Origin of the sequence: Pedobacter rhizosphaerae, assembly GCF_900111155.1 — a bacterium.
Taxonomy (GTDB): domain Bacteria; phylum Bacteroidota; class Bacteroidia; order Sphingobacteriales; family Sphingobacteriaceae; genus Pedobacter; species Pedobacter rhizosphaerae.
In genome coordinates, this window is the sequence record NZ_FOGG01000012.1 from 92747 (window position 1) to 114037 (window position 21291).

General features: G+C 41.8%; 11 protein-coding genes. 1 reads left to right on the forward strand and 10 read right to left on the reverse strand.

The window, feature by feature from the left end; genetic code table 11:
* Positions 1 to 294: 294 nt before the first annotated feature.
* Positions 295 to 1032, reverse strand: coding sequence for a trypsin-like serine protease (locus BMX11_RS11710; protein ID WP_090884429.1), 738 nt, complete (start codon positions 1030 to 1032; stop codon positions 295 to 297).
* A gap of 354 nt (positions 1033 to 1386) precedes the next feature.
* The gene (locus tag BMX11_RS11715) at positions 1387 to 2277 is read right to left on the reverse strand and encodes a bestrophin family protein (RefSeq protein WP_090884430.1); all 891 of its coding nucleotides are present in this window, start codon (positions 2275 to 2277) and stop codon (positions 1387 to 1389) included.
* A gap of 261 nt (positions 2278 to 2538) precedes the next feature.
* On the opposite strand from BMX11_RS11715, the gene BMX11_RS11720 reads away from it, so the two are divergent.
* On the forward strand, positions 2539 to 2925 hold the full coding sequence (locus BMX11_RS11720; RefSeq protein WP_090884432.1) for a hypothetical protein: 387 nt from the start codon (positions 2539 to 2541) through the stop codon (positions 2923 to 2925).
* 110 nt (positions 2926 to 3035) lie between these two features.
* On the opposite strand, the gene BMX11_RS11725 is transcribed toward BMX11_RS11720, so the two are convergent.
* The 8 genes from BMX11_RS11725 to BMX11_RS11765 form a co-directional block, all read right to left on the reverse strand.
* Positions 3036 to 3410 carry a nuclear transport factor 2 family protein gene (locus tag BMX11_RS11725; protein ID WP_090884434.1) on the reverse strand — a complete coding sequence of 125 codons (375 nt, stop codon included), beginning with the start codon at positions 3408 to 3410 and terminating at the stop codon, positions 3036 to 3038.
* Positions 3411 to 4062: 652 nt separating this feature from the next.
* Positions 4063 to 8895 (reverse strand): chemotaxis protein CheB, encoded by a 4833-nt coding sequence (locus tag BMX11_RS11735; protein WP_090884437.1) that lies wholly within the window; start codon positions 8893 to 8895, stop codon positions 4063 to 4065.
* Between the two features lie 15 nt (positions 8896 to 8910).
* Positions 8911 to 10437 (reverse strand): GAF domain-containing protein, encoded by a 1527-nt coding sequence (locus BMX11_RS11740; RefSeq protein ID WP_090884439.1) that lies wholly within the window; start codon positions 10435 to 10437, stop codon positions 8911 to 8913.
* Between the two features lie 566 nt (positions 10438 to 11003).
* Positions 11004 to 13502 carry a glycoside hydrolase family 2 TIM barrel-domain containing protein gene (locus BMX11_RS11745; protein WP_090884441.1) on the reverse strand — a complete coding sequence of 833 codons (2499 nt, stop codon included), beginning with the start codon at positions 13500 to 13502 and terminating at the stop codon, positions 11004 to 11006.
* Between the two features lie 3 nt (positions 13503 to 13505).
* Positions 13506 to 15428: a glycoside hydrolase family 43 protein gene (locus BMX11_RS11750; protein ID WP_090884443.1), complete on the reverse strand. Its 1923-nt coding sequence runs from the start codon at positions 15426 to 15428 to the stop codon at positions 13506 to 13508.
* Positions 15429 to 15499: 71 nt separating this feature from the next.
* Positions 15500 to 16180, reverse strand: a complete 681-nt coding sequence (locus tag BMX11_RS11755; RefSeq protein ID WP_090884445.1) for a DUF3823 domain-containing protein — start codon at positions 16178 to 16180, stop codon at positions 15500 to 15502.
* 8 nt (positions 16181 to 16188) lie between these two features.
* Complete coding sequence (locus tag BMX11_RS11760; protein WP_090884544.1) at positions 16189 to 18021, reverse strand: RagB/SusD family nutrient uptake outer membrane protein; 1833 nt, start codon at positions 18019 to 18021, stop codon at positions 16189 to 16191.
* Between the two features lie 12 nt (positions 18022 to 18033).
* Positions 18034 to 21165 (reverse strand): SusC/RagA family TonB-linked outer membrane protein, encoded by a 3132-nt coding sequence (locus BMX11_RS11765; RefSeq protein WP_090884446.1) that lies wholly within the window; start codon positions 21163 to 21165, stop codon positions 18034 to 18036.
* Positions 21166 to 21291: the final 126 nt, after the last annotated feature.

The window sequence follows — 21291 nt, forward strand, 5'->3', positions numbered from 1 at the left end:
TGCAAGATGTATTTTTTCAGAGAAATTTCCGTTTTACACTAAACAATTATTTAGGATTGGTGTTAGTAGTTAAATTTATCAATTAATGAACGCACTAATTCGGCAATGGACAGCAAAATTGCCCCAGGATACCTTTTCTCTCGAAAATATACTTATCGGCTTAATTATATTGCTGGTGCTCCTGATTATGTTTCAACTTGGGATTTTACAAACCTCATTCAAAGGCTTATTTATCAGCTGATGCTGTTTACAAAGATTTAATTGTCTTTGTCCCGGTTTTGGAATATGTGTGATTTATAAATTTGCAATAAACTTGAGTAAATCATCTGTTGAGCAGGGTGAGAAGTATTTTTTATTCGTTTCAGGATCAACGGTTGCCCCTGAAACTATACCAATCAACAATCCTTGCCTGTCTATTACAGGAGCGCCGCTTAACCCTCCGAATTGTTGGGGTACGATAACATCCTTTAATAAAATGCGGCTTCCGATTGATTTATAATACTCAAATTCATATACCCGCTGACTTCCTTCTTCCATTTTTCGAGTCCAGCCAAGCACGTATACTTTTTCTCCCGGAGTTAACGGTGTTGTTCGTATTTCTAAAGGTTTCACTTTGGAGTGATTGTTTTTTATTGAAAATAGTAACCAGTCTTGTTGGTATGTCGCATTATCACTAAGCGATTTCGATTTATCTTCATTTAGTAGATTATCTGTTGTAACTACCTGGTCTTTTTTATCTAATGGATACAAGACCCAGCTTTTGATATAGTTTTCAAACCAGAGTGTTTTCATTTCGGCTGGTTTAATAATCTTTAACAGGTGTTTAGCTGTTACTGCAAATGTATCTGCCTTATATTTGATCAAAAAACCACAACTGAATCTCGGTTGGTCGAATTTTGAATCCACAAAATCAATCCTATTGCTGAGTGCAATATCTGCGAAGGTTTCCTTCGACTCCTGATCTTGGGCATACCCTGTAGTTGACAGTAATAATAAGAAGAATAGGTAAAGTCGCTTGTTTGAAAACTGCATGTGATTGGATTTGGTAAAATAAATATAGGCATAAATAGTTTGGCCTGTTTATAACTATACCGTTTTCGCTTTTCCGCCTCAAATTAGTCCTCAGTCTGGAGTCTTTAGTCTGGGGTGCAGATCCAACTCACCGCCTAGCCAACTCACCAGCTAAACAAGTTAGGAGTTGGGAGTTAGGGGCTGGGAGTTTTGGGCGTATAGCCAACTCACCACCTAGCCAACTCACCAGCTAAACAAGTTAGGAGTTGGGGGTTTGGAGATGGGAGTTTTGGGTGCAGATCCAACTCGTCACTTAGCCACTCAGCAGCTAAACAAGTTAGGAGCTGGGAGTTTGGAGTCTAAAACCACTTCGGGCTATAATATATAAAAGGTTTCTGAACTCAATGGGGCAGGCACCTCTGATTCTGATAAGAGCTGCTTAACGTTAATTTCTATAGTATTACATATCGCATCCATAGCCGTATCTGTAGGTAAATTGCTGAATGGATTTTCCAGGTGGGTGGCGGTTTTTTCTAAAAGAAAAAAAGCTGCCGAAATAACCAGCAGTAAGGGGATTTCAAAGTAGCTTTCAATATCTCGAAGTGAGATGGAAAGGGTAATTAAAAAGAGATATATGGCCAGATGCAGGAAGTACCTGTAAGTAACTGGAAATATAGTAGTTTTGATACGTTCTGCCATGCCCATTTCGTTAGAGAAGTTAACCATGGTATTGTTGATCTGTACGTGGCTAAAAGTGTTCAACATATTCATGTTTCTCAGGTCAGCCAAGTGCGAAGTGTTCAGCTGAAGAATAGCCAAGTGCCGATTGTTATGGCTTTTGATGTGTTGAAGCTCCTCATCATTCAAAAAATTTTCAAGGTGTTCTGATCCGTCTTTTCCCCTAAGTGAGCGGTTGAGACTGTAGCACCAGGCCAGGTGCCGAAAGGCGATTGTTTTAATGTCGCTGCAGTTCCTGGGTAAAAATGATTGCAACTGAAGTACAAATGTTCTGCTATCGTTTACAATACTTCCCCATATTTTTCTTGCTTCCCACCACCTGTCGTAAGACTGATTAAGCTTGAAGGATAATATTACAGATATGGCCGTACCTAAAAATGCGGGTATTCCCAATGGCATTTCCGGAATTACATTTCGGAAAGTGGAGGTAAGGTAATAAATTATAAGACCAATGGTTAGAACATAAAGCAGTTCGATCCTGATCTTTTTAAAGATATAAGTAAAGGGAATATTTTTTCTTAACAGCATAAAAAACAAAAGTATTGTGGTAGATTTTTTTGATAAACGATTAGCGCATCGCTTTGTTTGCGAATGAATAATATTTAGTTCAGATTATAACAAAAAAATCCTCTTATTTCTTAATTAGGCTTAGCAGTTTAAGCTTTTGGTAATTGGAGATTATCACATAATATATCGTTTTTTATGTAAGTAATCCACAGTTTGCGTTCAGGGTATAAGGCTCTTGGCGATTTTTTTAGATTTTTATCCTATTTTTATTTTTTGAAGATCATGAGGAAAATTATTTTGTTTTTAATGCTTTCGTTTGCCGGGGTTTCGGCTCATGCACAGTCTTATCAGCCCATTACCAGCAAGAATAAAACCTATCTGGAAACGCTGAAAGGAGTGAGCTATACTTATAAAGAGGGGATTGTGACTTTAAAGAATAACGGGAAGTACGATCTCGGAACAGTGAGTATAATTGCTTCCTCTAGGGTTGACAGCACTTTGTTCGGGATTGCTTTGTTTGAGGAGCGACTTGAAAGAGGGAGCGAGGTTAAAACTGAAGTTTATTTTACTGCAGGCCGGGGAAGTGGGGTACATGAGGTTCCTTTGAAGCAGGTAGATCAGAAGAACCTGCTGCTGTCTTTTGATAAGGCAATTAGGGCGGTGAAATAGGCGCAGCAGGGTAGGGCTGATAACATTAATCGTTAGGATATTATAAGCATTGAGCGTCTTAAAACGACAAAATGAAAATGAATTTCTGAAACGATCTTAAACCACGATTATTAAATAGCGATTCCGCTACCACCGATTACCTCTATCTTATCCCCGGATTTTTTCCAAAACCTGATGTAGCGAAATTTAGCTTCGAAGGGCAGCTCATTAAACTTTCCATTCAATTTTATTGTTAAGGTAATTACCGCCACATCATCGATAATATTTAGATTTTCAACTTCCGGCAGCAGTTCGTCAACCTTTAATGCGCCATTGCGATAAGTATCCAGATCGTCCTCCTTTGTTATCGTTTGCCCGCTGGGAAGAATGAATAGCAGGTCATCATGAAGCAACTCAGCAAGCGCAGTAATGTTAGCATTTTTGATTGCCTTGTAAAGCTTATTTTCTTGTTCCAGGATGATCTTTTCAGTTAGTTTATTTTCCATGATTAATGTGTTTAAACCTGATGAGGATTTCTATTACTGAACAAATTTATATTTCAAACTGTTTAATTTGATTTTTAGGTTTAAGAAAAACGATTTTGTTACAAATAAATGAGTCGTAGAAAAAAAGAATCAACTATCTTGTAATTTCTCTATTGGTTGGTGTCCCTACCTGACCAGATCAGTGAGTTAATCACATTTTTTATCCTCCTACACAGTCTTTGCCCGGCTCGCCGCCGCCGAAGAGCTCTTTCTTTTTGTTGGCAAAAAGAAACAAAAACCACTGGCTGAAAATTTTTCTTTTGAAGTCAGTGGTATGGCTTGGGTAGTGCTACCCGAAAAATTTGTTAGGCCAGGTTTAGGTAGAACGAAGATGTGGTGCTCTGGCCTTGTTGGGCGGAATTTCATATCGACATAAAGTGCCTCATTAATAAACGCTAATATCTTTTCTCTATTGGTTGGTGTCCCCACCGACCAAATCATTGAGCTAATCGAAATACCCCCAAAATAATGTCAATGATAGCTTGTCAAAATGCCCTAATAGTACTTAATCAGGCACTTCAACAACTTGTCATGGTTTTACATCAGTACGCTCAAGAATCACAATGGATCTTAAAATCAAACCCCACTGATTTTATTTCTTACGTATAGCTCTTTAAAGTTTAGCCTGAAGGGGAACGCTGAACCAGAATTCAGAGCCGTTACCAGGTACGCTTTCTACACCGATTTCGCCACCATGACGATGAATGATCTGTGAAGAGATATATAGGCCTAGGCCAAGCCCCGATACAAAGCTCGAAGAATCTTCCACGCGAAAGAACCTTTCAAATATCAATTTGGCCTTGTCTGGTGGAATACCAATTCCCTCATCTTTAACCGATAATTTCAGCATTTTTCCATCAGATTTGGCTGTGATTTTAATTTCCTTATCCTGTGGTGAATATTTTACCGCATTGGAAAGAAAGTTGGAAATCACCTGTTCAATTCTGTTCCGGTCGGCTGTTATAGCAATATCATCCACATCCCGCACCAGTGTTTGCTTCGTCAGGCTACCCTGAACGCCGTCTACAGCTTCATTTACTACTTCTTCTACTTTAAATGTAGAAGTGTTGAAAGTCATTTTTCCAGCCTGGATCTTGGTTACGTCAAGCAAATCATCTACCAGGGTGGTTAGTTTTCCCACCTGACGGTTAGCTTTGTCGATAAAGCGAAATATATCCCCAAATCTTTCTTCTCCGGCCATTTTCATAGCAAACTGGAGATATCCTTTAATGCTGGTGATTGGTGTTTTCAGTTCGTGGCTGGCAATGCTCATAAATTCGTCCTTCTTGTTCATCAGTGCTTTGGTGGTGCGCTGGGCAACCATCAGGTCGGTAACCTCAAAACCAAAGAACGAAATTCCGTCAATTTTCCCATCGGCAGAAAATACAGGGTTAAGAATCAGGTCAAACCACCTGTCTTCCTGCTTGTTCGCAGTGCCCGTCTGCTTTTGCACGGGATAGGCGCTTGCAATAAATGTTTCACCAGTTTGAAGTACCTGTTGCTCAATCTCAATTATTTCAGGGATATACAGTGGTGAATCGGTAGCCATTTTAGCCCCAATGTGTTCTACATCTCCATCAAAGGAAATAAAGGCATCATTAACAAATTCATAGCGAAGTTCTGGCCCCCTGCGTATGCTAATCAGTGCCGGCGCTTTCTGAAAAATACGATAAAATTCTTCCTGTTGCCGTTTAACAAGTTGCTGAAGCTCATTTCTGCGCTTTTCATTATGTTTCTGCTTAGAAATATCGATCACGTAAGTTACGGCATCCCTGGGGTGTTCAGGATCAAGCACTGCTGCGCCTACGAGTACATCAATAGCCTTTCCGCTTTTGCTGAGGTACTGTTTTTCGAAAGGAGGACAGAAACCCTCTGCCCTGAGCAGTTCTGCAGACATCTTGCTGATCGGCATATATTCTTCCGGCGTAATGTCTTTCCAGTTGATATTGCCATTTTGAAAATCTGCCTGGGTGTAGCCCAGCATATCCAAAAAAATCCGGTTTGCTGTTTCTATTTTTCCTGATTGTACATCTGAAAAAAGCATACCTATTACATTCGAATCGAAGATCTTCCTGAATTTCCGTTCTGTAGAGTTCAGTTTGATTTCAGTATCGGTAAGTACAGAAATATCAAGTATAGAGCCCACCATCCGATAAGGAACGCCATTCTCATCCAGCAGAATGCTTCCCCTGTCGAGTATAGTTGCGTAACTTCCGTCTTTTCGTTTCAGGCGGTATTGTGAGGACCATTGTTCGGCACCCTGATTAATGGCATCGTAAACACTATCCACCACTCTCTTTTTATCATCGGGATGGATTTTGTTAAAAAAGAAGGTAATGTTCTGACTCTCCGTATTGTTCTCATAACCAAACATGGTGCTGAAGTTGTCGTTCCGCCACATCGTATTTTCAGAAAGATTCCAATCCCATACCGTATCATTGGTTGCCCTGGATACCAGATTAAAACGCGACTCGCTTTCAGAAAGTTTACGGGTTCTTTCCCTTACCTTAACCTCCAAACCAGAGTTTAATTGTTTTAGGTTCTCCCTGGCCATCAGGAGTTCGTTGTAGTTTCGCTTAAGTTTCTGTTCAGAGATTTTCTTTTGAGTGATATCGGTTAAAGTAGCTGCAAAACCATCTGCCATTTTTACAGCAACAATCTCTATCCACATATTTTCACGCAATTGAAGTTCCGAATGAAAGGGCGTGCCTTTTTCGGTGACGTTGATATAACGATCAAGTGTAACCTGATTAAGCAATTGCTCGAGTTGCCCCGTTAGGTGTGCCTTCTGAAGATCTGAATGGTTTTTCTTGAGTAATTTTACGGCAGCATCATTAAAGGAAATGACCTCAAAATCAGTAATCAGGTGCTGTTTATTGCGTATTGCCCTGAACACCATTACCCCGTTTAAACTGGCATTAAATACCCCGGTAATGATATTGTTAAGTTCGGTAAGCTTTGATATATCCACGAAGGTAATAACCACGCCATCGGTCTTTCTGTCCTTACGTATATAAGGCATTATCCGCATCAAACTACTCTTACCATTTTTAAGGGTAACTTCTTTTTCTGTTACGTGGCCGGTAGAGAGAACCTGCTGTATGTCAGTATTGAGGTTTTCATTGACAATGTTGTTAGAAATCTGCTCTATAGACCGTCCAATATCGGCCTCAATCAGATTAACCATGGCAATTGCAGCGACATTGAATTTGCGGATATACATATCCGGATCGATGAAAATCTGGCCAATATCTGTACTGCGAAAATAATTATCCAGATCATCATTAAGATCAAGTAATTCCCTGATCTTGACCTGGTGTTCTGTATTTAGGGTATGAAGTTCTTCGTTAAGCGACTGTAACTCCTCATTACTCGATTGGAGTTCCTCATTAGCCGAGAGCAGCTCTTCATTTGCAGATTGTAGCTCTTCGTTGGTTGTTTCCATTTCTTCCACAGCCATCTGCAGATTCGTCCTGGTTTCGTCAAGCTCGGCTTCCAGCTCGAATATATAGTCTTGGTGGTTGATGAGACTATGATCTGTTTCAACACCTTCTTCTCTTATCTGCGCCTGTTCTGGCGGACACTCTTTAAACAGAATCAGGGTGAGCGAAGATCCGGAGGCAGCGCTGGGAGGTTGAACGGATACATCCAGGTAAATATCCTGGGTATCAAGCTTGAGATGCAGGTGTTTCAGATGAGCTACCTGTTGTTCTTTCCAGGCTTTTCTTAAGGCACTGTTTAAGATGACAGAAATCTCCCTACTCAGCATTTTTAAGATATTGAGCTCTATCTTTCCATCAGGAAGGGAAAGGTAGCGCCTGTATTCTCCGATAGCTTCCTGAATGATGTAAGATTTGTCAATATACACAGCCGCATATCCCATGTCTCGAACCATAAACTCAACAAAATTCTTTTCAATTGAGCTTAAATGGCTTTCAGGTACAGCCCCCCGTTTTTTCTCCCGGCCGGAAGTTGTGGCAGATGTGGTGTTGTAGGTATTGTAATGGGCATAATTTACTGTACCAGTTTTTTTATAGATTTTCCATTTACCCGAAATTTCACTGAGCCCACTCTTCATGGCCGAGGCTGTTTCGCTTGATCCTAAAAAGAGAATTCCCCCATTAACAAGTGAAAAATGAAAAACGGAAAGAATTTTCTCCTGAAGCACATTATTCACATAAATGAGCATATTCCTACAGGTAACTGCATCATTTTTGATAAAAGGCGGTGATTTGGTAACATCGTGTTTCGCAAATACCACCTGTTTTCGAACTTTTGTAATCAAAGAAAAAAACTTACCATCCTGATGGAAGTATTTTTTGAATAGTTTGGAAGGAACTTCCTGTTTAATTGAAGCCGGATACTGGTTACGGGAAGCAATTTCAATGCTCTTCTCATCAATATCCGTAGCGAAAATTTTAATATCAATATCTTTTCCCGATCGCGAAATGCATTCATTCGCTATGATCGCCACTGTGTAGGCTTCCTGGCCTGTACTACAGGCACAAACCCAGATTTTTAGGGTGTCGCCAGATTTCTTTTCTTCAACAATTTGATCCAGTTGCGCTGAGAAAACATCAAAGGCATCTATATCTCGAAAAAATTTGGTTACTCCAATTAAAAAATCCTGCCCCAAAATCCTAACTTCCTCATTGTTTTGCTTTAAAACGGTCACATATTCTTCCAGCGTTTTAATTTTGTTTTCGTTCATTCTTCTCCCAATGCGCCTGATGATGGTTGGGGTTTTATAAAGATGAAAGTTGTTTCCGCTCTGTTCGTGCACCAGCTTAAAAATGCTGTCTAGCAGCGTTTCATTTACCTTTCCGTTTTCAAGGATTTGTATAGGGGCTTCATTTACATAATTAAAGAGTTCGGCACTCATTTTGGATGGCGGTAACACAAAATCGGCATTGCCAGATAAGATGGCGCTGTTAGGCATTCCATCGAATTTTGCTGTGTCGGGGTCTTGCACAATCACCATACCACCACGTTCTTTAATCGCCTGGATGCCTTTAGTTCCATCGGTTCCTGTACCCGAGAGGATAACCGCTATAGCCTTCTCTTTTTTATCGCGGGCCAGGGTGTAAAGGAAATGATCTATTGCAGTGTTTGGAGCCTTAATCAGTGATTTCTCGGCCAGCTTTAACCGTCCGTTGCTCACGGTCATGAGTTTATTGTTTGGAATTATATAAACGCAATCTTGCTGAATAGCCATATCGTGTGCAGCCTCAAATACTTTCATATGGGTATGCTTAGCCACTAACTCTACCAGCAGGCTTTTATAATCTGAAGAAAGGTGCTGTATCACCACAAAGGAAAAACTGGCACTGCCCGGCATATGATCAAAAAACTCATGTATAGCTTCTAAGCCTCCGGCCGATGCACCGATGGCGACTATGTATTTATCGTATCTTTTGGTCTTTTCTTCTCTTTTATTTTCGGGCATATTAAAGTATTGTGATTAAAGAACAAGGGATGAGCTAAATTCCATCAGGAAGTTTTTAAGAGATTCTGCGGCCTCAATATCTGTTTCCGACCAGGCCTCAGACTGTCCGTAAACTGTTTGTAACCAAAGTTTAAATGAGGTTCTGGGATGGTATTGCGGACTGTCTTGATCAAAGTTGACCGCCTGATTGGGATTTCCACCCCATTTAATGTCTTTCACCGCCTCAGGTCTGAAACAAAGCAGGTAATCTCCGTTTTTGCTGTTAATTGGTATGCTAAGAATCCCGCTTGCTGTTTGTTGAAATGATTTGGCTTCGTCATAAGAGCGGCTCAGCTCGTTACTGGAGAACACCTTACTAAATCCCATTCCTGAAGCCCAAAGCAACAGGTTGTCTAGCTCTTCGCGTGGTGGTACTTTGCCTTTGAAATGAATTTTTCCGTTGAGACTGATGATCATGCCTGAGCATTTAAAGAGCGAGAGCAGACTCTGGTATCCTTCTTCCATAAGCCCAAGTACAATATCTGATCTTTGATAAACCGCCCGGGCAATTTCGCCTTGTAAAAGCAATATTTCATGCGAGCGTTTGAGCTGTTCCTGTTTCAGAACTGATGATATCCTGTGCGATATTTCCATACTGAGCCATTCAAAAATAGAACGAAGTTCAAAACTCGGATGCCTGGCTGCAACATGATGACAAGAGATAAGGCCCCAGAGCTTTCCATCTACCATTACCCTGATTGACATAGAAGCGCTTACATTCATATTGGCCATGTATTCGAGATGAACACCAGCAACACTCCTTAAATTACAATCTGATAGATCTGTAAAACCATTTGTAGCGGGATTGATTACCGGAAAAAGTCGCTGCGGCTTATAGTTGCGGTTAGAGATCAACCTGAATGGATTTCTAATGTAAAGTGCACGGGCCTGTTTAGGCACATCAGAGGCAGGAAAAGTCTGTCCGAGGTAGCTCTCCAGCGCACCTTCAATATCCTCCGCAATCACCGTTCCATTCCATTGTGTATCAAAGCGGTACATCCTGGCTCCATCAAACCCAGACAAACGCCTGATTTCGGCAAGGCTGGTCTTACAAATTTCTTCCAGTTCTTCAATTCCTTCCAGTGTAGAGATAAATGATCTCACTTCCTGAAATACTTCTGAAAAGGTACGTGCTGAGGAGAGGTCAGCTTCCTCTATTTCCATGATGATGATTTCCCTGCTAATATGCAGTAGTATATTAAGCGATTTATTGAAGCCATTGCCACTGATGGTGGAATTGAATGGCACCCTGGTGCGTCCCTGTCTGGTAGCCTCTTCCCGAAAACGCTCTTTATCTTCCTCGTTTAGAAAATCGACAAAGGATGTTCCTATCAGTGTTCTAATATCCATCCCGGTCAAATCAGCGATATTTTCACTGCCTTGTATAATGTTTAGGTCCGAACTGTTAAGTACCAGCAGATACCCATAGTCTTGGATGGAATTGGTTTGATGGATGGCCAGATTGCCACAGAATTCCCGGTCAAAATTATTGTTTTCTGCCATTGATGTGTTACGGTTGTTTATGGATAGGTTTGCGGTAAACGTATCTAATCCTGCAAAATTAATGATCCAAAGGATTTATTGAGGAATGGAGAGGGAATTTTATATACCTCAGAAAATATTCATTTTCCTTTTCAGTATGCTGTGAGACCATGGAGGTTGATATTGGCTGGTGTTTCACAACTTTTAGTGATGTTATTTTTGTGGGGATCATAAGCAGGTCAAATCATTGTACTTCTCAACAAACGAGCAGTTGGAAATGTTTTGTACAATCAGGCCATAAAAAATCTCATTTTAGAGCTTTTCAGCGAGGATATGATCTATTTTATCAGGCATGGTTACCCAGAAGCATTTCTAAAAAAATAGGGAGCTATTTTTGCTCGGTGCCATTCTTCGGGATTGAATGCCTTATCTGGTTTGGTTGGTTGTGTATGGGCTTTAAATGAACCTATTGAAAGTTATGTTAAAATAAATAAGCCCGGGCCATCTGCGTTTAGAATATGAGATTAGCCCGGGATTTGAAGGAATATTGTTTGCTAATTACAAGTTATGACGTCCTATTAGGCAACTTATAACAATGTAATCTTTACTTGTGCGGTTTTTAGCCAGGGTGAATTAAAACGTACCGAAACATCATCACCTGCTTTTCCTGTTGATTGGATATAAACGATCATTTTGCCATGAAATGCCCTTTGTTTGTTATCGGTATAATTTCCCTTGTCTGCATTATCTCCGGCTTCCATTCCCAATAAACGGGCATTTCCTGAAATTTCACAGGTAATTTCATTATCGGCCGTGGTTATAGGGATGTCGTTTTCATCCATCAGCTGCAGCTCTATTTGTGCAACACCATCTTTTGCTTTAAGCTGGATTTGTTCTCCCTGCATTAATTTGATTGCATCCGGGCGCTTGCTAGATTGCAGTTGGTGCCTGATTACCTCTTTTCCCTTAGTATCCATTACCACCACTTCAAGCTTTCCATCGGCATAGGGAATATCCCAATAAATGATCCCGTTTTTGTTATCGTATTCTTTGGTGGTTCCCACTACTTTTCCATTGAGTTCTAAACGCGCTTTAGCTGCATTGGTGTAGGAAACAACACGTATAATCTGCCCTTCCTGATAGTTCCAAATGGGCCATGCATCCATTGAAGGGGTTTCATTTTTGGATTGTCCCTGTTCACTTTCAAGTACCGACCAAACGTCTGTTGCATGGCCTTCTCCCTTAATAGGGTAGGTGCCCAGGTATGCCATGGGTTTGTCAGACCAAAGTGATTGGCGGAAATACCCCCTTGGTTTAATAAATCCTGCAAAATCAAGGAGACCTGAGTAAAAACCACGTGAAGGCCATCTGCCAGATTCACCCAGGTAATCAATACCTGTCCATAAGAATTGCCCGAAAATGTGTTCATTGTCTTTTACCGCTTTCCAGGCACTAAAATCGTGTCGGTTTTCGCTTCCAAAAATTACACGTTTAGGATAGCGTTTGTGGTCTTGGATATAGCGGCTTTCGGTATAATTGTATCCTGCAATATCCAGGGTTCCAGGATATTCCGTTTCATTAGACATGGCTACTCCGGCCAATCCAGCAGTTACGGGACGGCTTTTGTCGTATTTTTTTACAACTGCAGCAAGCCTTTTGGCAATATCACCCAGGCGCATCGCATCTGGAGCATCTTTTTTATATCCACCAAAAATGGGCTGGGTAAAGCCGCCTTCTGCAGTGCCAGCCAGTACAGGGTGGGAGTAAGGGTCGTTAGGATAGTCTACCTCGTTTCCAATGCTCCAGGCGAATATAGAAAGGTGGTTACGGTCTCTTTTTACCATATCTGCAAGGTCTTTTTCACCCCATTCTTTGAAGAAATCGAAAGAGCCCTGAAATCCAGGAGTGCCTACATTCCAACCCTGAAGCCATTTGCGTTTAGGGAATTCCCACTCGTCAAAGGCTTCATTCATTACCAATATACCCAATTCATCGCAAAGGTTGTATAAAGATGGAGCCTGTGGATTGTGGCTTGTCCTAATGGCATTAACGCCGAGTGATTTTAAAGTGATTAAACGTCTGCGCCATACCTCGGGATACATCTCGGCCCCCAATACTCCTGCATCATGATGCAAACACACACCTTTAACTTTCATAGGTTGACCATTAAGTGCAAAACCTTTGTCGGGATTAAAAGTGAAAGTTCTAAATCCGGTAATCGTTGTTGTGCTGTCAATCACCTGGTTACCCTGAACAATGCTTGTACGTAACGTATAACGATTCGGCGCATCAAGACTCCAGATCTTCGGATTAGTTACAGCCAGATCAACATTAATTTCGCCATTGCTTTTTGATGCAAGTGCGAGCTTGCTTTTTTTCTTCGCTACCGTTTTCCCTTCTGTATCTAATAATTCGGAAACAACCGATAATGCCGTGTTTGAAGAAGATTCGTTCTTCAAAGTGGCCTGAACATGCAAAATACCTTTGTTTGCCTTAACTTCAGGGAAGGCAAATACTCCCCATTGCTCAAAATGAACAGGCTTGGAACGAACCAGATAAACATCTCGGTAAATTCCTGAGCCGGTGTACCAACGTGAATCTGCATCCTGGCTATGATCTACCCGAACGCTGATCAGGTTGTCTGCTCCGTATTTTACAAAGGGTGTTATATCGTAACTAAATGAAATATAGCCGTTGGGTCTTTTGCCGAGCAGCTGTCCGTTTAAATACACTTCACTTCTGTTGTATACCCCTTCAAAGTACAGGAATAGTTTTTTCCCTTCATCATCTTTGGTAATACTGAGTTTTTTTTGATACCATCCAATTCCTCCGGGAAGATATCCCGATGCACTGGCATAAGTAGGGCTGTAGGGCTGCTTAATACTCCAGTCGTGCGGAAGTTGTATAGATTTCCAGGACCTATCTCTTGAATTTACTTCTTTTTTAAGATCTATATCTCCAAGATGAAAACGCCATTCGGAATTGATTTTTTCAGGGCTGCCAAATCCTGTCTGGGCAGAAAGATTTGCAGTAGTTAAAGCAGCTACAGCAAGTAATAAGGTCAACTTTTTAATCGATTTTATCATTATTTAGTGTGTTGGCGTTACTGGGATAATGTTACCTTTCTCATCGAAAAACATTTGGTCCATACAAACTTCGCGGTTAAATCCTGCGGCATCTCCCATATTAATGCCATTTGGGTAGTTAAATCTATGATATATCAAATACCATTCATCTTTACCCGGAATTTGTAAAACCGAATTATGCCCGGTTCCATAGATACCCAATTGAGGATTTTTTTGCAGGATCAGGTTGTTTTCAGGAACAGAGATTGGCCCTAGTGGTGATTTAGAAGTGCCGTAACGTACCCTGTAATTTTCGCTCCTTGTATCATCTTCTGACCACAGAAAGTAATAAATTCCTTTTCTGAAAAATACATAACAGCCCTCCCTGAAGGTCTGATCTGTATTTAACACCTTGGTACTATTGGCTTTTAAGGAAAGCATATCCTTATTGAGTTCGGCCACTGCCAGATACCCATTCCCCCAGTACAGATAACTTTTCCCTGTTTGCGGATCGGTAAATACAGCAGGATCAATTTCCTGCCCACCCTTAACGCCGGCAGGTTTAAAATTAACAAGGGGTTTGCCCGAATCCTTAAAAGGGCCTGTTGGTAAATCGGCCGAAGCGACACCAATTTTCTGTGCTGCGGTAAAGTAATAGAAATATTTATAATCTTTTCCCACTTTCTTTTCGGCTATGGTTGGTGCCCAGGCATTGCGGTTGCCCCAGCTAACATCTTTTTTTAAGTCGAGGATTACCCCTTCATCTTTCCAGTTGCTGAGGTCGGTAGAAGAAAACGTTTTAAAGTAATATCCTCCCCAGCCATCAAAACCATCGCTGGTAGGGTAAATGTAGTATTTTTTGGTTTTGTTTGAATAGAGAACATCCGGATCTGCGTAAAAGCCATCAATTACGGGGTTTTTGGCCAGCTTCAGCTCCATCCCTTGCGGAAGACCCCATTTTGCTGTCAAATTTCTCAGCTCAGTGCGGGAAATGGGCATAATTGTACCGTGCCGCGGATGAAAGTCCATTTTTATTTCATGGTCGATCACTTTAAAGCGGTCCAGATCAGCACTTTCACAAAACTGATATTTGCCTTTTCCATATACATCATACATCAGGATATATTTATCAGAGCGGTTCAGTTTGAATACACCCGAACCTTCAACGGCATCTTTGGTTTGTTGCTTGTATCCCGGCTGCTCCAGCCATTTTCCGGAGGTAAGAGAATCTGTGATGGCCAGTTTAATTCCATTTCCATTGCCTTCAGTTTTATAGAAAAGGTAAAATAAGCCGTTTTTGCTAATAATATCGCCATCTATGCAGGACTTTCTATTTTTTGGGTTAAACAGTACCTGAGGTTCTGCTTCAAAGCCTGTAAAGTCGCTGTTGGCGTAGGCGTAATAAATGATATCAGCACCATGGCCATGTTGCATGGAAAAGTAAACCATGTACTTGCCCTTTGCCGGATCGTAAATGGTTTGCGGAGCCCATACTCTTTTAAGGTCATCGTGTCCTTTGTAGTCTTTCTGGATATTGATTATGGTGTGTTTCCAGTTGATGAGGTCGGTTGACTTCATTAATACCATTGCGCGGTTCGAATCCCATCCTTTGGAGGAGGTCATATCTGTAGCAACCATGTAAAACGTCTTTCCGTCTTCAGCACGAAGGACGTGCGGATCGCGAACACCACCTGTGGAACTGATAGTTTTCGAATCGATCACAGGTTCATTATTATTCAAGGCACGGTAATTATAGCCATCAGTACTAATGGCATAGCATATTGCCTCATCTTTAATTGCATTTCCCTTAAAATAGGTAAAAAGGTAGCCTGCAAAATCTTTATCAGCAGGGCCAGACTTGTAGGTCTGGCCCAATGTTTTTTTAACTAAAACTAACTGTAAAGCGGCCAGGAGAATAAAGCACAAGCTTAGATAGTTTTTAATCATGTGTCTGGGTCGTTAAATGGGTTATCTTCATAAAAAATTGGGTTCGTATCTGCATGACCCTTCTTTGTTGATTATTTTAGTGCTATTTTTTGGACTTGTGAATAAACATATTCGCTGGCAATTGTAGCTTTTACACCAACTCTTGCGTAGATAAAGTCGAGGTTTTTCAGGTTGTCGGGAATATCGGCTGAGAGGCTGGTTGCTGAACCAAATACTAAGGAGGATATATTGGCATCTACCCTAACATCACGAAGTACCTGGTCAGTTAACACCGATTTGCCCAGATAAAGCCGAACCAATTCCACGTTTGCCGTTTGAACTACTTTATTCACTACGAAACTTGCATTAATGGTATTACCGGATTTTGCAAAGGTTTCGTTGGTGATGGAGAAATATGGCGTTACCGGTACCTCAAGGTTGGTATCTCCGGTAAGGTTTATTCTGATGGTATCAGTGGCTTGCTGTAGCCATGGCGCATCAGGGCGTCGCGTGAGTTTATACTGTCCGGCAAATAATTTTGCCGAAAAGCTTCCGTCCTGGTTCATGTAAACATAAATAGGAGATTTGAGGGGATAACCATCCTGCCAGAGTTCCAGCTGAGGACCATTATTGCGTACACCCAGCACTTTGCCCTGGTATACAACCTTACCTGATAAGGTTAGTTCGGGTGCATCAAAATTATCGTATTTGCTGCAGCTGGCCAGAAATAAACTGGCAGCTGCTATTAGGGTTAAAAATTTGGTTTTCATCATTTTAGAGATTAATGGAATGGATTACGAACAATTTTAGGGTTGTTGTTTAATACATCCTGGGCGATTGAAGAATAATAATTGGCCATACGGAACATCCTTGCGCGACGGAAGCGGGTTGGGCGTACCCGTGCAAAAATGTATTTTCCGTTATCGGGATGGCCCGGTCTTACCACGCGGTAAGAATATAAGCCCATTACTACTGCATTTGGATCGGTTTCTGTACCATCCCAAACCAAATGCGCAATGCGCCATCTTTTCAAATCGAAATAACGGTGATCTTCAAAAGCAAGCTCAACCCGACGCTCATTGCGGATGATGTCGTTTGTTAATGTGCTTAAACTGTTGGCCGGAAATCCTGCACGTGTACGAATGGTGTTCACGTAGCCTAACCCTTCCGGACGACCCAATTCAAAAGCAGCCTCTGCAGCATTTAAGTAAATTTCGCCTAAGCGGAACCATGGCCACCAGTTTACAGCAGCTGTTCCTCGGGTACTTGCTGCCGGGGCATCGCTAACCATCTTACGGATATAGAAACCTGTATTGCTCACATCCACGGCATCGTCTTTAGGACCGTCAAACCCTGTCCAAATCTGCCCATCTGTGTAGTTGCCACCCAGTACCGCTGATGTAGTTAACTGGTAAGCGCCATTGTTATACACTGCTACACCCGCCTGCATCCTCACCGGATTGTTTTTAAATGTGGTACCTGGATAAATTACTGTTCCAAATAAACGACCATCTTTATTGGCGAAAATATCGGCCGGGTTGGTATAAGCAATGTAGTTGCCGTTTGCATCCTTATCTTTTAATGTACCCTTGCTTCCGTCGAGATAATTGAAGCTTTCTACCAAACTTAATGATGGTGAAATAGCAGATGAAGCTTCGTTATCTTCGGTCATGCTTTTGATGATGTTATCGTAAGTGAAGCGGTGCACTTTGGTGCCCAATGAAAAATCTTTAGCAAAGATTACTTCACTAACCGGTTTCTTATTCAGCATGTCGTAGAAGTTAGCCCCCTTATCTGGGTTGGTATTGTATAAGGCATATGGACCCGCAATTAGTTCTTTTGAAGCCGTAAGTGATTTATTGTAATAGTCGGTTGCCATTGATGCCGGAATGCCTACTTCGCCACCGGTAGTGGTAATGGGTGCTGCCATTAAACTGTTGTACTTAGCAATAGAAGCTGCGTACAACATGGCCCTGCTTTCCAATGCCAGTGCAGTATATCTATTTGCACGGGTGGCTATACCATTATTAGCTGATAAATCGACTTTAACTTCTTCCAGCTCTTTATAAATGAAATCGTAGACTTCTGATTCTTTAGCGCGTGGGATCTGTAATGGGGTAGGGTCGCCACTGAAGTCGTAAATCAGTTGTTTGGTTACCAAAGGCACGCCACCCATGCGTTTTACCATTTCGAAATAAACAAAAGCGCGGATAAAGCGCATTTCAGCAATAAAAAGGCTTTTTTGGGCTGGTGTTAACTTACCCCCTAATGCGTTTATACTTTCTAATGAAAGGTTAAGGTCGCGGATCAAGCCATAATTCCAGTAGCGACCATAGTCGTTGCCATACTGGAAATCGTTTCTGCCATTCTGATCTCGTGTTCCCGACCACATGGCATCATCAATCTCTGTCATGCCGCCAGTATTAAATACACCATGAAGTGAGGGTAAACGGTCGTAGTAATTCGCCAGAAGAGAGGTAATCAAATTGGGGTCATTCCACAATTGCTCATCTGTAATGGTGGTTTTTGACTCGCGGTAAAGCCATTCATCGTGTTTGCAACTGTTCATGCTTAAACCGAAAAGCAGTGCAAAAGCTATATAAATTTTTTTCATCTTAATCATTTTTTAAAACGTGATGTTAAATCCTGCCATAAATACTTTCTGCTGCGGATATACTACTGCTGCAGCTGCTTCGATTTCCGGATCGATCTGGAAATCTTTTACATTGTCGAAAGAAATCATATTTGAACCGTTTACATAAAAGCGGATTTTCTGTGCTTTAATCTTTTCGGCAATGGTTTTAGGCAGACTATAAGCCAGTTCCATATTTCTTACACGCAAGTATTTCACATTTTTTAGCCAGAAACTGTTGTTTCTACCGTTAGGGCCAGTATTACCGTTTCGGATGGCAGGATAGGTACCCGGAATCCAGGCACTGTTTGGATCGTAAGGATCGGCACGGTGCCATCTGTCTTCTAATAAATAGGCAGGCGAATTTCCACCACCATGGAATGCGTTTCTTAATTCATAATCCTGATTCCACGATTGCATAGCGCCACCGGCTAGGTCAATGTTCAGGTCAATACCTTTGTAGCTTAGGCCGATGCGTCCACCGAATGACATCATTGGTGCCCAGCCTGTAGGGTAGCCTATAGGACGTTGATCAAGATCATTGATTACGCCATCACCGTTTACATCTTTATAGATAAAGTCGCCAGGAAGCTGTGTTCTGTTGTTTTGTCCATCATTGTTTACAGCATAATTACGGATTTCTGCTTCAGACTGGAAACGGCCTACCACCTCGTAGCCCCACCAGATGCCTCCCCAACGGTTTTCGCTTGAATTGGTATATTCGTTGTATGAATTGCTGAAGCGCGGTTTGTAAGAATCGAGCACTTTGTACCTGGAGAAAGTAAAGTTTCCACTCACGGTATAGTTAAATTCGCCTACCTTGCTGGCATAAGTAATGATACCTTCGGCACCGTAGTAGCCATTACTGTTTAAGTTTTCATTCGGTAATGTATATCCGATTTCAGAAGGTAGTAAAACATCATACCTTGTTCCTGGATAACCCGTACGGATAATTTTAAATGCATCGGCTGTGAAGGTTAATTTATTATCAAACATACCTACATCTATACCTACATTGTAGTTGGTGTTTTTTACCCACGAAAGATTTCTTACGGGAAGGCCCTTAGGCTGAATTCCAGGGTAGTAGGCTCCGTTTAATACTGCACTTCCTGAAGCCCAGTTGTAGCCGGATAAGTAGCCATGCATGCCTACACCTTCTTCCAGCCCGGTTTGACCAACTGAAACGCGAATTTTCATGTCGTTAACTACGCTTTTCAACGACTTAAAGAAAGGTTCATCAGAGATTCTCCATCCTAAACTTCCCCCAGGGAATAGTCCCCACTCTTTGCCTGAATAATACAGGTAGGAGCCATCATAACGGCCGAGGATTTCTAACAGGTATTTACCTTTGTAATTGTAATTCAAACGGCCAATATAACCTGCCCTCGCTTCATACAACCATTCATCACCAACACCGCTCAGTTCAGAGATGGTGTTTACCAGAGGGATATAGTTGTTGGTAGGATTAGAGCCAATGGTAGTCAGTGTTCTGTTCCAATCAGAGCGTTCATATCCAGCCATTACGGAGAAGTTATGATCGCCGATTTGCTTGGTATAATCCAACTGAAACTGTCCTGATCTCGCTATGGCCACACGGTCAGTTTTATAGCGCCATCTCGAATTGGTTCCGTTGCTGCGCACATAATTGCCGTTTTCATACCGGAATACGTCATAACTGTACTGAAACCCATCAAATTTGTTATTGGTGTAATTGTAAGAAACGATACCCTTTGCCGACAAACCAAATTTGGTTTTGTAAGTTGCGGTCATGTTCACATTGCCGCTCATAAAGCTATTGTCTTTGTAACCTGCAATGTCGCGGCTAAAAATTGCCGGATTATAGGCAAATTCATTGGTTTGGTTAGGATACAGTGGATTGTCGTTGGCATAAGGCCCCACTGTTGGTCTGTTTTTGAAGATGGCCAGGATAGAAGAGAAATAGCCATCGCCACCAGGCAAACCCACATCCTGTGTTTTTTCCTGTCGGCCTGAGATCTGTGTGCCTAAAGTAAGCCCTTCCAGAACTGTTGCCTCGAGGTTGGCTTGTAAATTGGTGCGTTTATAGTTGAAATCTTTAATCATGGCATCCTGTTGCAGGTTGCCTACTGATAGAAAGTAATTTGATTTTTTACCGCCACCGGTGATGTTGGCGTTGATGTATTTTTGCGGAATGTTTTTGCGGATAACCATATCAGCGTAATCATATCCCTGATAGCCTGGTTCGGTACCGGCCTGCCATTTTGCAAGTTCGGCACGGGTATACACTGTGCTCGGATCGCGCCCTTCATTCTGTGCTGCTTCTACCAACCCTTTGGTGTATTGCGCAGCTGTAGCCATTTCAGGGAAACGGGTCAGGTTTTGCCAACCCAGATAACCGTTGACATTTATTTTTACATTTTCATCTTTTGACCCTTTTTTCGTGGTGATTAGAACGACCCCCTTAGAAGCCCTGAATCCATAAACTGCTGCTGCAGCATCTTTCAGGATGGAAATGCTTTCAATATCTTCCAGGTTTAAGGAGTTAAAGATATCGGCACCTGAGGCATTTTGTGTACCTACCCAGTCTGTTCCGGTTTGCCCGCCATATGCTACACCATCAATTACAAATAATGGATTACCCATGTTGCGGATTTCGATATTGGCTCCACGTCCTGGACGAGCATCTTTGGCGCGTACAGAAATACCCTGCACTTTACCCGCAAGCGCTCCTGCGGTAGAAGTGGATGAAGTACGTACCACATCTTCTGATTTCAGGTTACTTACTGCTCCGGTGATGTTGCGTTTGGATTGCTTACCATAACCTACTACTACCACGTCTTCCAGCCCCTGGTCGTCGCTTTCCATTGTAATCGTAAACTGGGTTTTTTCGCCAATGGTGATGGTTTGGTTTTTGTAACCAATGTAGGTTACCAGAAATGTACCCTTACTTGCATTAAGGGTAAAGCGTCCCTGACCATCGGTTGTTGTAATTTCTTTTGGGACGGCACCAGGAACTACAATGGTAACGCCGGTTAGGGGTTCATTGGTTTCGCTCAATACCTGTCCGGTAATCTTGCGTTGCGCATAAGAGTATTTGGGGATTACCCATACCATCAGGCAGAAAAAGAAAATTTTCAGGATTCTCATGTTATATTTGGTTTTGTTTAAAAAGTGTTTTCGTAACCCATATTACAGATCCTGATGTACGAGAAACCCACAACCATCAATTTGAAAAACGGTCGAAGCACCTCTCTTAGGGAAGAGGCAGTTTGC